The sequence below is a fragment of the Micromonospora sp. NPDC048839 genome, assembly GCF_040649915.1.
Taxonomy (GTDB): domain Bacteria; phylum Actinomycetota; class Actinomycetes; order Mycobacteriales; family Micromonosporaceae; genus Micromonospora.
Map to the genome: position 1 here is coordinate 95,736 of NZ_JBEZGL010000012.1, position 13,208 is coordinate 108,943.

Here is a 13,208-nt window from a genome sequence, read left to right on the forward strand (position 1 = left end):
GCAGGTCGGAGTGGCAGGCGCCGGCGCCGTTGAGCCGGACCACCACCTGACCCGGCCCGGCCGTCGGGTCGGGGACCTCGACCAACTCCGGTTGCGACTTCCACTCCGGTAACCGCAGCGCGCGGATACCGGTGCTCCCGTCCGTCTCGGCTGAACCACCGGCCTGCCCACCTCGTCTCGCAGCAAACAGGCCGAGGCCAGGGCAGACCTGGCACCTCACCTGTTTCGGGTGAACCGCGCTCACCCCGGCGCGGGTGATGCTGCGGGAAACCGTGGGGAGGGGACCTGATGGGCGCGACGGCGGAGCAGTACCTGCGACAGCTGGACACCGGTCGGCGGCCCGACCTGCCAGAGACCACCGCGGGGACGCTGAGGCTGGATGCCCGCGACGACGGCAGCACTGATCACTGGTACCTGACCATCGCCGACCAACACGTCCGGGTGACCCGCTCGACCGACGACGCCGATCTGGTGGTGCGGGCCGATCGGGCGGTCTTCGACCGGATGGCCCGCGGTGAGCTGCATCCGGGCGCGGGCCTGCTGCGCAACGAGCTGACCGTGCAGGGCAACATGCAACTGCTGATGCTGCTGCGACGGATCTTCCCCGGGCCGGACGGCGCCCGCCATCCGCGCGACCTGGGCCGGGCCGCAGTGGTCGGCCGGGCTGCCACGACGGTTCGGGATGAGCGGCCGTGAAGCAGGAGATGGTGCACGTCATCGCGGGCAACCTCTTCGCGACCAGTGACGCCCAGGGCGACATCGAGGCCGACCCGCAGGCCCCGGTCGGACTCTTCGCGTACGACACCCGGTTTCTGTCCCACTGGGTACTGAGGATCGACGGTGAACGGATCAACGCGCTCGCCCGCGACGACCTCACCTACTTCGAGACCCGGTTCTTTCTGGTCCCCGGGGCGGCGAGCCACTACGTCGACGCCGACATGTCGATCATCAGGCACCGCTCGGTGCACGACTGCTTCCACGAGAACATCACGGTGCTCAACCACTCGTCGCAGCCCGCCGAGTACATCGTCCGGATGGAGATGGGCAGCGACTTCACCGACATCGTCGAGGTCGGGCAGCTCCGGCAGCGGCCCGTCGAGGTCACCGCCGACTCGGCGAACCAGCAGCTGGTGCTGCGCTACCAACGGGACCGGTTCGTCCGCGAGACCACCGTGCGCAGCACTGTTCCCGCTGAGGTCGACGAGCAGGGAATGACGTTCCGGATCCGGATCGCACCCGACGGAAAATGGGAGACCGACCTGCACGTCAGCGTGACCATGGGCGGCGAGGAGGGCCGGGATCTTCGCGCCGACCTGCAGGCGCACCAGCAGACCGTGCGGACGGGGATGCGCGAGGATCTGGCGCAGTGGCTGGACCGGGCGCCGCAACTGGTGGCCGAACGCAACGGCCTGGAGGAGCTCTACCTGAGCAGCCTCGCGGACCTGGGCGCTCTGCGGTACAAGCCGCTGTCGTACCCCGAGCGGGTGCCGATCGGTGGTCTGCCGTGGTCGATGGGGTTGTGTGGCCGGGACGCCATCGTCACCTGCCTCCAGACGATGGCGTTCACCCCCGAACTGGCCCCCGCGACGCTACGGATGCTGGCGCTCATGCAGGGCGGCCAACTCGACGACGCGTTGGACGAGGAGCCCGGCAAGATCCTGGCCCACCTTCGGTACGGCGAGACGGGGGCGTTCAACGACCGGGTGAGCGCCCTGTACTACGGCGCGGCGGACACCACCCCGCTCTTCGTCGTGCTGCTCGACGAGTACGAGCGCTGGTCCGGTGACGCGGACCTGGTCCGGGAGCTGCGCCACCCGACGCGGATGGCGCTGGACTGGATCGACGAGTACGGCGACCTGACCGGCGACGGCTACCTGCGCTACCAGCGCCGCAACGAGCGCGACGGCACGATCAACCAGTGCTGGAAGGACTCCCCCGACGCCATTGTCGACGCCCACGGTCGGCAGCCCGCCTTTCCCCGTGCCACCTGCGAGTTGCAGGGCTACGCGTACGACGCGAAGCGCCGGGGCGCCCGGCTGGCCCGGGAGTTCTGGGGTGATCCCGCGTACGCCGACCGGTTGGACCGGGAGGCGGCAGCGCTGAAGGAGCGTTTCAACCGGGACTTCTGGCTGCCGCACCGGGAGTACTACGCGTTGGCGCTCGACCCGTACGGAGAACCGGTCGATGCGCTGGCCTCCAACATCGGGCATCTGCTGTGGAGCGGGATCGTCGCGGACGACCGCGCGGAAGCGGTCGCCGAGCACCTGGTCGGGCCGCGACTCTTCAACGGTTGGGGGGTGCGCACGTTGGCCACGGGGCAGCGCACGTACAACCCGGTGGGCGCTCACCTGGGCGCGGTGTGGCCGTCGGACAACGCGCTGATCGCCGCCGGGTTACGCCGCTACCGCCTCGACGGGCAGGCGGCCCGGATCGCGGCCGGCGTTGTCGACATGGCGCAGACGCTCGGCGGCGCGGTGCCGGAGGTGATCGCCGGCTATGAACGCAGCCGGACGACCTACCCCGTTCAACTGGCGATGAGCTGCCGCCCGCAGGCGTGGTCGTCGGGAGCGCTGCTGATGCTGCTCGGCACCATGCTGGGCCTGCGACCCACCGGTGACAACCTGCTGGTCAACCCTGCGGTGCCGGAGGGGTTCGGTCGGCTGGAACTGCTGGATATCCCGGGCCGTTGGGGTCACTCCGACGCGTACGCGAGAGACCGGACCACCGAACGCCGGCACCGCCTGCGGTGAGGCGGTCGAGCAGCGCTCAGACCGGCGACGGTGGGCGCCGCGCTCAGCCCATCGTCTTCGCGCCGTCGATCGACTCCCGCAGGATGTCGGCGTGCCCGGCGTGCTGGGCCGTCTCCGCGATCAGGTGCAGCAGCACCCGGCGGACCGTCCATGTCGCCCCCGGCTCGAACCAGGGCGCCTGCGGCAGCGGATGCGCCGAGTCCAGGTCGAGGGTGGCGACCAGCGCGTCGGTCCGGTCGGCCACCTCCTGGAACCGCGCGACCAGACCGGCCAGGGTCTCGCCCGGCGTCATCCGGAACTGACCGACCCAGTCGATCTCCTCGCGCTGCATCGCCTCCGCTCCGCCCACGGCGAAGAGCATCCACCGGTGCTCGACGCCGGCGACGTGCTTGATCAGGCCGCCGAGGGTCAGCTCGCTGGCCGTGGGACGGGTGGCGGCCTGCTCGTCGGTGAGGCCGCCCACCGTGTGCAGGAGGAAACCCCGGTGCCGGCGGAGCGTCTGCAGAAGATCGGCCCGCTCACCGGTGAGCTGCTCCGTGCTGGTCATGCCGCCACCCTTCGTCGATGTTCACCAGCTGTCACCCTAGGGCGAGGTACCGACACTTCCGGTATCGCACACCAGGTGCGATATGCGAGTCGCCAGCGGTTGCCGATTCGCGTCGGTGGCGGTCCACTGAATGACATGGGTGTGATCAAGGTGGGCACGTCGTCCTGGGCCGACCAGTCGCTGCTGCGCTCCGGGTGGTATCCACGCTCGGCCAACACGCCGGCCCGTCGACTCGGTTTCTACGCCGGCCGGTTCCCGTTGGTCGAGGTGGACACGTCGTACTACGCGGTCCCGGTCCCGGAGACCACGTCGGGCTGGGTCGACGCCACACCCGACGACTTCACCTTCGACGTCAAGGCGTTCAGCCTCTTCACCGGCCATCCGACGCCGGTCGCCGCGCTTCCCCGGGACCTACGTCCGGCCGGCGGCCCGAGCCGGATCCGCCGTCGGGACCTGCCCGAGCGCGCGTACGACGAGCTGTGGACCCGGTTCCGAGCGGCCCTCGCGCCGATCGCGGCGGCCGGCAAGCTGGGCGCGGTGCTGTTGCAGTTCCCACCATGGCTGGCCCGCGGTGCCGCGGCCGAACGTCGGATCGTCGAGCTGGCGCAGCGCTGCCGGCCGTGGCGGGTCGGCGTGGAACTGCGACACGCCTCCTGGTTCGACGGTCCGGCCGCGGTCGAGACGCTGGACCTGCTGCGCGCGCACGACCTGTCCCTGGTCTGCGTCGACATGCCGCAGGGGCACCCCTCGTCGGTGCCGCCGATCCTGACCAGGACCGCCGAGCCGGCGATCGTCCGCTTTCACGGCCACAGCCAGGCCTGGGGCGACGGCGACAAGCAGGACAAGTTCCGGTACGCCTACGGCGACGACGAGCTTCGGCACTGGGCCGGGTTGCTGGCTGACCTCGCCGGCCCGGCCGACGACCTGCACGTGCTGTTCAACAACTGCTGCGCCGGACAGGCCCAGCGCGATGCCACCCGGCTGGCGCAACTGCTCACCGAGACGATGATCGCCGATCGGAGTGTCCCGGCCGGGTCGACCGGCTGACCGTCCACGCTGGTGTCAGGAGCGTCGGCCCCGGCTGCGCAGCGCGTCCTGCGTCGACTCGCCGATGTCGGCGTCGTCCGGGAAGGTCCGGCCACTGGGCGCCGGGTCCGGTGGGGCACCGGGTCCGGCCATCGTCGTGCGGGTCGGCTCCACCGAACCGAAGCCGTGCCGTCCCGCCGGATCGGTCCGGCTCGCCGGGGCGCCCGCCCGCCGTTCCCCGCGTCGTCCCTCGGGCACCGCGGTCTCCTCGCTGCCCTCGTCCATCGGCGAGTCCGCGTCGGTGCCCCAGGGCGCGTCGGCGTCGAGGCCGTCGCTGCCACCCCACGGCTGAGTCGCCTCCGGCTCCTGCCGGTCGTTGTCGCCGCTGCGTCCCTTGTGCGCCGTCATGGCCACCCCGCTCCTCGGTCCGCCGCGGTCGGCGGACGGTGTGCTGTTCTCCGGCCGCGCGGTGTCGTCACCCGACCTTCGTCCGCAGCGCTGCGCGCGCTGGGCCGGCCTGCGCCCCGCCGTCGGGAGGGCGGCGGGACGCCGGCCGGCCCGGCGTTCAGCGTCCGGCCATCGCCATCGGTCGCTTGCCGTTGCTCATGCCGGCCATCTTGATCATGCCTTTCGAGGCGCCCTTCATGCTGCTGCCCCGACCGAGGATCCCCTTGAACACCTGGCCGGGTTTCTGCTGCTCACCCATGTAAGCGGTGACCACCACCAGGGCCCCGGTCAGCGCCGGGATGGCCCACTGGAGCAACTTCATCTGCCGCTGGGAGGAGGCCACGCTCGCCGGAGTCTGGTGGTTCGGCTCGGTGGTCCCGCTGACCGGTGACGCACCGGCCTTCTCCAGGCGCATGCCGACCAACCGGCTGTAGCCCGTCACGGCGAGCGCGCCGATCGTCAACGCCGTCTTGATGGCGCTGGTCCGGCCCACCCCGGACTGGGCCGCCACGCGTGGGCTCTCGGTCACCAGTTCGCCGACCGCACCGGCCAGGTGCGCGCCGATGGCGGCCGCGTTGACCGGGGTCCATCTGGACCAACCGGCCGACGCGACCGAGAGTCGCTGGGTCGAGTCGCTGATCTTCCCGGCTGCGCCGTTGACGCCGAAGGCACCCATGAGGGAGCCGCCGAACCAGGCCGCGAGACCCAGATCGTGCATCGAGCGCAGTGCGGTATGCCGTTCGGACATGTGATCCCCTTCCGCCGTGTTGGGCGCTGCGGCTTACCCGCCGCCCGGGCGGCTAACCCCGCCGCCCGGGGGCTGATCCGCGCCGCACCGGTACGACCGGGACGTTCGGGTTTCGACGGGGTCCACGGCCGCCGGCAGGAGTCGTCCGCGCGGTGGCGGGTAGATCCCGAGCGACGCTGACGGAGAGGGGAACGGGATGTCGCAGCCGGACGAAAGTCGGGAGAAGACCCCGAAGACCGACGCGGTGCTCATGCACCCGGACAACGACCCACACCGGAACACCGCGGAGGTCGCGCCCCGCAAGGACCACGCGGAGATCCAGGTGGAGCGCGATGGTGAGCTGGTGCCACTGGACCAGGACGAGTGAGCCGTCCGGGCGGTCCGGTGCGGCTCAGCGGGGCGGCAGGTCGCCGGCGAAACCGGCGATCCGCCGCGCCAGCGGAGTGCTCGCACGGACCCAGGTGAAGTGGTCCAGAGTGGCGCCGGCCTGCGCCGAGGTGTAGCGCTCGCGGGTGAGTGGGGCGGCGGCGAGCTTCGCGCAGAGCGCGTCCATCGTCTCGTGCGGGGTGTACTGGTCGTCGTCCACACTGACCGCCAGCACCGGTGTGCGCACCGCGCGTACCGCCGCCTCGGTGTCCGTACCGTTGAGTCGGGGGAAACGGCCGGTCCGCGCGGTGTGGGCCCAGTCGCGGATCACGCCGCGCGCCTGCCGGCCGCCGAATCCCCAACCCGGCCAGACCCCGAGCAGGGCCGCGGTGGCGGCGATCCCCTGGGTGTACGGCAGCACGCCGAGGCCGCGCAGCCCCGGGTAGCTTCGCCAGTACGGGATGCCGACCGCGATCAGCGCAAGCCCGTCCACGTCGTCGCCACCGTGCAGGGCGAGGTGCAGCAGCGCGGCCTGCCCGCCGAGCGAGTGCCCGACCAGCAGCCGGGTGCGCCCGTCCAGCCGTGGCTTGAGCGCGGACAGCACGGCGCCGACGTCGTCGGCCAGGTCGGCGTAGCCGTAGCGGTCGGCCCGGCTCGGCGTCGGGGTGCTTGCCCCGTTTCCGCGCAGGTCGGCGACGACCACGGCCAGTCCGGCGGTGCGCAGCTCGGCGGCGAAGGGCCGGTAGTAACGGGCACGGACCCCCATCGCGGGCCAGATCACGGCCACCGGCGCATCCGTCACACCGGTCGGCTCCGGATGGATCTGCACACCCAACCGACCACCGTCGACGTCGACGAACTCCTGTGCGTACTCCGGCTCCCCGTTCATCGGCCCAGCTTACGGCCTGACGTTACTGGCGGGTAGCCGTAGGTGGTCGGACACGACGGAGGCCCCGCCGACCGGCGGGGCCTCCGAGATGACGCGGCGATCAGGAGACGGAGATCGTCCCGTTGCCGGCGCGGACGCAGGCCACCGCCCGGGCGCTGGTGGAGGCCGCGCCGCTCAGGCACTGGCCGAGCACCTGGTGCCCGGTGGCGTTCGGGTGCCACGACTCCTGGCAGGTCTGGAAGTAGCTGACGCAGGTGTTGGCGATCCGCTGAATGGCGATCTTGTCCTTGCCGGCGAGGCTGGTGACGAAGGTGCCGCTCGCGCCGTCCTGCAGCCGGATCGGCGTGGCCAGCGCGCCCGTCGGGCTGCTCGTCTGCTCGCAGAGCCGGGCGCCGTTGAACGCCTGCTGCACGTTGAGGTACACCAGGTCGTCGGCGGGGAACTCGGCGGCCAGGGTGTCCCGGGTGGACTTCACGATCGCGCCCAGGCCCTGCGAGAACCGGTGGCCCGGCGCCAGGCTGGCACGGTGGATCGGGCAGCCGCCCGCGTACCGCTCGGCACCGAGGTCACGGAACTTGTCCCGGGTGTCGTCCCGGCCGTCCTCCTCGTGGTACGCCGGGTTCAGGTCCAGCGGCAGCGGATTCGTGTAGTCCTGGAACACCACCCGGTGCTGCCCGTCCGCGTCGATCTGGTCCAGCGTGGTCAGCACCTGGCGGACGGCGGCGGTGGTCTCCGCGGTCGCGGCGCTGATCTGCGCGGCGGTGGCCAGGTCGGCGTCGCTGCACGGCTTCTGCTCGACCGGACCGTTCAGGTACGCCCAGAACTCCCACCAGCCGGTCCACGCGTCGGCGATGAACCGGTTGGCGCACTTCTCCGCGACGCTGCCGAAGGTGAACGAGCTGTTGTTGGAACCCAGACCGATCAGCACCAGGTCGATGTCCTGGGTCTGCGCGACGGCGCGGAGCTGGTCGAGCTGCGCGGCCACGGTACGGCCGTTGGTGCGCGCCTGCGAGGCGTTGGCGATGTCGTGCGGCTGACCACCGGAGCAGGCCAGGTTGAACCGGTTCTGGATGCCCGGCAGGTTGGCCTGGTTGAGCGAGGCGTTCGCGGAACGGTGGCAGAAGTACGCGTTGTTGTTCGCGGCCGTCCAGCCGGGGAAGCCCTGGGCGACGCCGTTGACGTCGACCACCGGGGTGTACGCCCCGGCGCCCTCACCGCTGATGAAGCTGTCCCCGAGTGCCACCGCGGCGGTGGGCAGCGCGGCAGACGCGGGTCCGGGCAGCGCGACGGCTGTCGACAGCGCGGCCATGGCGATCGTTAGTCCCGCGGCGAGCGCGGTACGGCGGAACCTGGGCATGGGGCCCCCATCCATCGAAAGATGAAAGATTCTCTGAGAGCGCGATCAGATCACCCCTGTGCAACGGGCGTCAATGGCCCGTAACAGAATCGTTCGATGAAAGACACGTGGCTCCGCCGCGGCGCGTCACCAGGTCTCCACCTGGCAGCGCCGCGCGCGGTCTACCTCGCCGCGGCCGACCCGTTCGCCCGCGTCGACGGAAGGACCGTGTCTGTGCGTGGTCCCGTGCGCACAGGTTGACTGTTCCGTGGCTCACGTCCGGCGGCTGCCGCGCGGCGGGTCGCGTAGGTCCTCCGGGACTTGTCCTAGCCTCGGGCTAGGCTCGCTGCGGCGCGCCACGCCGGCTGATGTCGCCGGTGACCGGCAGCACACAAGCCGAGACCGGGGAGTACGACCAGTTGACCGCAGAGCCTGACACCCTGTACGGGGCCGATGACCTCACCCACCTTGAGGGGCTGGACGCCGTCCGCAAGCGTCCCGGCATGTACATCGGCTCCACCGACAGCCGTGGCGTGGGTCACCTCGTCAACGAGATCCTCGACAACTCGACCGACGAGGGTGTCGCCGGTCACGCCAGCGCCGTCGAGGTGATCCTGCACGCCGACGGCTCGGTGCAGGTCGACGACGACGGGCGGGGCATCCCCACCGACGTGCACGCCAAATCCGGCATCTCCGGCGTCGAGCTGGTGCTGACCCGGCTGCACGCCGGCGGCAAGTTCGGCGGCTCCGGCTACAAGACCTCCGGTGGCCTGCACGGCGTCGGCGCCTCGGCGGTCAACGCGCTGTCCCGGCGGTTCGACGTGACCGTCCGCCGAGCCGGCAAGATCCACACGATGTCGTTCCGGCACGGCGTGCCGGGCATCTTCGACGGCGCCGGGCCGGACGCGCCGTTCACCGCCGGCCCCGGCCTCCAGGTCATCGGCGCGATGAAGCGCGGCCAACGCACCGGCACCTCGATCCGCTGGTGGCACGACGCCCGCTACTTCGAGACCGGCGCCGCACTCGACGTGGACGCGGTCCGCACCAAGCTGCGCAACACCGCGTTCCTGGTCCCCGGCGTGACCTACCTCCTGCGTGACCTGACCGGCGAGGCGCCCGCCGAGGAGCGGTTCCACTACCCCAACGGGCTCAGCGACATGGTGGAGTTCCTCGCCCCGGCCGGCGACCGGCCCGTCTCCGGCACCCTGCTGGTCAACGGCGAGGGCACCTACCGGGAGAACGCCGCCGACGCCAACGGTGTCATGCAGTCCAACGTGCAGAGGCGCGCCGAGGTCGAGGTGGCGTTCCGGTGGGGCACCGGCTACGACCGCACCGTCGAGTGCTTCACCAACACCATCCGCAACGCGCACGGCGGCACCCACCGCAAGGGCTTCGAGCGGGCACTCGTCCGCGCTCTCGCCGACGCCGTCCGCAACACCCGCGGGCTGCTCAAGGCCAAGGAGGAGCCGCCCCTGCTGGACGACGTCCTGGAGGGGATGACCGCGGTGGTGCACGTGCGCATCCCCGAGCCGCAGTTCACCTCGCAGACCAAGGACGAGCTCTCCACCCCGGGGATCACCAAGGTGCTCCAGAGCCTGGTCGACGCGCACGTGAAGGCCTGGCTGGAGGACCGGCGCACCAAGGCCGAGGCCCGCACCGTCCTGCAGAAGATCGTCGACGCCGCCCGGGTGCGGCTCACCCAGAAGCAGCAGAAGGACGCCGCCCGGCGCAAGACCGCCCTGGAGGGCGCGTCGATGCCGCCGAAGCTCGTCGACTGCCGGGCCACCGGGGTGGAACGGAGCGAGCTGTTCATCGTCGAGGGCGACAGCGCCTTGGGAACGAGTCGCATGGCTCGCTCCTCGGAATACCAGGCGCTGCTGCCGATCCGAGGCAAGATCCTCAACGTGCAGAAGGCCAACCTCCAGCAGGTTCTGGACAATGCCGAGTGTGCGTCCATCGTGCAGGTCCTCGGCGCCGGCTCGGGGCGCACCTTCGACCTCTCCGCGCTGCGCTACGGCCGCGTGCTGATCATGGCGGACGCCGACGTGGACGGCGCGCACATCCGGACGCTGCTGATCACTCTCTTCGCCCGGTACATGCGGCCACTGATCGAGGCCGGTCGGCTCTACGCCGCGATGCCGCCCCTGCACAAGATCACCACCAGGGGGCGCAGCCCGCAGACGGTCTACACCTACACCCAGGCCGAGATGGAGACGACGGTCCGCAAGCTGGAGAAGGCCGGCAAGCAGATCGTCACGCCCATCCCGCGCTTCAAGGGTCTCGGTGAGATGGACGCCGACGAGTTGTGGGACACCACGATGAACCCGGCCACTCGTGCCGTCCGACGGATCACCCTCGACGACGTCGACGCCGCCGAACGCATCCTCGAACTGCTGATGGGCGAGAAGGTCGAGCCGCGCCGCAACTGGCTCATCGACTCCGCCGACCGCGTCGACCGCGATGCGATCGACGCATGAGCGCCCGTTCCGTTCCAGTTCCAGTGGAGAGCTGAGTCATGGCACGCCGTAAGGAAAACAAGGTCGACCTCTCCTCGTTCGACCAGGCCGGCGCGCGGGTCTTCGACAACCCGTTGGTCACCGAGGTATCCGACTCCTATCTGGAGTACGCGTTCTCGGTCATCCACTCCCGTGCCCTGCCCGATGCGCGCGACGGCCTCAAGCCCGTGCACCGGCGCATCCTCTGGTCGATGTACGAGCAGGGCTACCGCCCGGACCGCGGGCACGTGAAGTCTGCCCGAATTGTCGGGGATACGATGGGGAAGTACCATCCACATGGTGATACGGCCATTTATGACGCCATGGTCCGACTCGCGCAGGACTTCTCGCTCAACGTGCCACTCATCGACGGGCATGGAAACTTCGGGTCCCCAGACGATGGCCCGGCCGCCTCGCGTTACACCGAAGCACGCATGTCCCGCGAGGCCATGCTGCTCGTCGGTGAGCTGGGCGAGGACACCGTCGACGTCGAGCCCAACTACGACGGGTCGCTGACCCAGCCGACCGTGCTGCCGGCCGCCTTCCCCAACCTGCTGGTCAACGGCGCGTCCGGGATCGCGGTCGGGATGGCCACCAACATGATCCCGCACAACCTCGCCGAGGTCGTTTCCGCGGCCCGCTGGCTGATCAACCACCCGGACGCCACCCTGGACAAGCTCATGGAGTTCGTCCCCGGCCCCGACCTTCCCAGCGGCGGGGTGCTGCTCGGCCTGGACGAGGTGCGCCGGGCGTACGAGACCGGGCGCGGTGTGGTGCGGATGCGCGGCAAGGTGGAGATCGGCCCGATCGAGGGCAGCCGTGGCCGCCAGGCGATCACCGTTGTCGAGCTGCCCTACGGCGTCGGCGCGGAGAAGGTCATCGCGGCGATCACCAACGAGGTCACCAAGACCAAGCGGCTGACCGGCATCGCCGACGTCAAGGACCTCACCGACCGGGAGAGCGGCACCCGACTCGTCGTCGAGTGCAAGGTCGGGGTCAACCCGCAGGCGCTGCTCGCCGACCTCTACCGGCTGACCCCGCTGGAGCAGTCGTTCGGCGTCAACAACCTGGTCCTGGTCGACGGGCAGCCGCGCACGCTGGGGCTCAAGGCGCTGCTGGAAGTCTTCCTGGCGCACCGGTACGAGGTGGTCACCCGACGCACCTCGTACCGGCGGCGCAAGCGTCAGGAGCGGCTGCACCTGGTCGACGGTCTGCTGATCGCCCTGCTGGACATCGACGAGGTGGTCCGGCTCATTCGGGGCAGCGACGACGCGCAGGCCGCGAAGGACGGGCTGATGAGCCGGTTCGGTCTGTCCGACATCCAGGCCACCTACATCCTGGACACCCCGTTGCGTCGGCTGACCAAGTTCGACCGGATCGAGCTGGAGACCGAGCAGGAGCGGTTGCGCGGCGAGATCGCCGAGTTGAGCAAGATCCTCGATGACGAGCGGGTGCTGCGGAAGCTGGTTTCCGACGAGTTGGCCTCGGTGGTCAAGCAGTTCGGCACCGAACGTCGTACGACGCTCGTCGACGGCGACCTGAAGGAGGTCCTGGCGGCGTCCGCGCCGGCCGGCCCGCTGGAGGTCGCCGACGACCCGTGCCAGGTGATCCTCTCTGCGACCGGGCTGGTTGCCCGCACCGCGGCCGAGTCGGAGGAGAGCGCCGAGGGGCGTCGGCGCAACGGCCGGGTCAAGCACGACACGGTACGCGCGATCGTGCACTCCACCGCCCGTGGTCGGGTGCTGTTGCTGACCAGCGCGGGTCGGGCCTTCAAGGTCGACGTGCTGCCGCTGCCGGTGCTGCCCGAGCAGGCCGGCACGGTGTCGCTGCGCGGTGGCATGTCCGCGGCCGAGCTGGTCCCGTTGGCGGCGGGGGAGACCGTCGTCGGCCTGGCCCCGCTGGGTGGGCAGGCGGAGGGCTCACCGGGGCTGGCGCTGGGCACCCGGCAGGGCGTGGTGAAGATCTGCTCGCCGGAGTGGCCGGTGCGTTCCGACGAGTTCGAGGTGATCGGCCTGCGGGACGGCGACGAGGTGGTCGGTGCGACGTGGTTGGCCGATGGCACCGAATCGCTCACCTTCGTCACGTCGGAGGCGTCGCTGCTGCGTTTCCCCGCTGCGCTGGTCCGTCCGCAGGGCCTCAAGGGCGGGGGGATGGCCGGTATCAACGTGCCGGCCGGGGCGCGGGTGGCGTTCTTCGGCGCGGTCCGCACCGACGACCCGGGGCATGGTGAGCCGATGGTGGTCACCTCCACCGGGGCGACGGTCAAGGTGACGCCGTTCAAGGCGTACCCGGCGAAGGGCCGGTCGACCGGCGGCGTGCGCGCGCACCGCTTCCTCAAGGGTGAGACGGACGTGGTCGTCGCCTGGGTGGGGCCGCGCCCGGTCGGCGCGACCGGCACCGGTGATCCGGTGGAGCTGCCGGCGGCGGATCCCCGCCGCGACGGTTCCGGCTTCGCCGTGATGCTCGGCCCAACGGTGGTCGGCCACGTGATCGAACGCGACTGACCGGGTTGCGGCACCGCGCGCCCGGCCCGCCGGCCCGCCCGGCCCGCCCGCCCGCCGCCGTCGAAGATCGTGCTCGATCCGGGTAGTAGTGGCATCACCG

Annotated in this window: 11 protein-coding genes; 6 read left to right on the plus strand and 5 right to left on the minus strand. The window is 70.9% G+C overall.

Annotated features, from left to right (window positions below):
• The first annotated feature begins 288 nt into the window (after nt 1-288).
• Nucleotides 289-696, plus strand: a complete 408-nt coding sequence (locus AB0C25_RS22805; protein WP_357376179.1) for an SCP2 sterol-binding domain-containing protein — start codon at nt 289-291, stop codon at nt 694-696.
• Nucleotides 693-2,750 carry a glycogen debranching N-terminal domain-containing protein gene (locus AB0C25_RS22810; protein ID WP_357376181.1) on the plus strand — a complete coding sequence of 686 codons (2,058 nt, stop codon included), beginning with the start codon at nt 693-695 and terminating at the stop codon, nt 2,748-2,750. Before AB0C25_RS22805 ends, AB0C25_RS22810 begins: the two co-directional genes overlap by 4 nt.
• A gap of 43 nt (nt 2,751-2,793) precedes the next feature.
• Here the strand turns inward: AB0C25_RS22810 and AB0C25_RS22815 are convergent, their stop codons facing one another.
• A complete protein-coding gene (locus AB0C25_RS22815; RefSeq protein WP_357376183.1) occupies nt 2,794-3,297 on the minus strand; it encodes a DinB family protein in 504 nt (167 codons plus the stop codon).
• Between the two features lie 135 nt (nt 3,298-3,432).
• Between AB0C25_RS22815 and AB0C25_RS22820 the strand changes: the two genes are divergently transcribed.
• Nucleotides 3,433-4,344 (plus strand): DUF72 domain-containing protein, encoded by a 912-nt coding sequence (locus AB0C25_RS22820; protein WP_357376185.1) that lies wholly within the window; start codon nt 3,433-3,435, stop codon nt 4,342-4,344.
• Nucleotides 4,345-4,359: 15 nt separating this feature from the next.
• Here the strand turns inward: AB0C25_RS22820 and AB0C25_RS22825 are convergent, their stop codons facing one another.
• Entirely contained in the window at nt 4,360-4,731 is a 372-nt protein-coding gene (locus tag AB0C25_RS22825) for a hypothetical protein (RefSeq protein ID WP_357376187.1), read from the minus strand.
• Between the two features lie 157 nt (nt 4,732-4,888).
• On the minus strand, nt 4,889-5,518 hold the full coding sequence (locus AB0C25_RS22830) for a hypothetical protein (protein ID WP_357376189.1): 630 nt from the start codon (nt 5,516-5,518) through the stop codon (nt 4,889-4,891).
• Nucleotides 5,519-5,714: 196 nt separating this feature from the next.
• On the opposite strand from AB0C25_RS22830, the gene AB0C25_RS22835 reads away from it, so the two are divergent.
• Nucleotides 5,715-5,885, plus strand: a complete 171-nt coding sequence (locus tag AB0C25_RS22835) for a hypothetical protein (protein WP_157563104.1) — start codon at nt 5,715-5,717, stop codon at nt 5,883-5,885.
• 24 nt (nt 5,886-5,909) lie between these two features.
• Here AB0C25_RS22835 and AB0C25_RS22840 read toward each other — a convergent pair whose 3' ends face one another.
• The gene (locus AB0C25_RS22840) at nt 5,910-6,773 is read right to left on the minus strand and encodes an alpha/beta fold hydrolase (RefSeq protein ID WP_357376191.1); all 864 of its coding nucleotides are present in this window, start codon (nt 6,771-6,773) and stop codon (nt 5,910-5,912) included.
• Nucleotides 6,774-6,873: 100 nt separating this feature from the next.
• Nucleotides 6,874-8,130: a hypothetical protein gene (locus tag AB0C25_RS22845; RefSeq protein WP_357376193.1), complete on the minus strand. Its 1,257-nt coding sequence runs from the start codon at nt 8,128-8,130 to the stop codon at nt 6,874-6,876.
• A 347-nt stretch (nt 8,131-8,477) separates the two neighbouring features.
• Here AB0C25_RS22845 and AB0C25_RS22850 point away from each other — a divergent pair, with 347 nt between their 5' ends.
• Nucleotides 8,478-10,586, plus strand: coding sequence for a DNA topoisomerase IV subunit B (locus AB0C25_RS22850; RefSeq protein WP_357376195.1), 2,109 nt, complete (start codon nt 8,478-8,480; stop codon nt 10,584-10,586).
• Nucleotides 10,587-10,624: 38 nt separating this feature from the next.
• Nucleotides 10,625-13,108, plus strand: coding sequence for a DNA topoisomerase IV subunit A (locus AB0C25_RS22855; protein WP_357376197.1), 2,484 nt, complete (start codon nt 10,625-10,627; stop codon nt 13,106-13,108).
• The last annotated feature ends 100 nt before the right edge of the window (nt 13,109-13,208 follow it).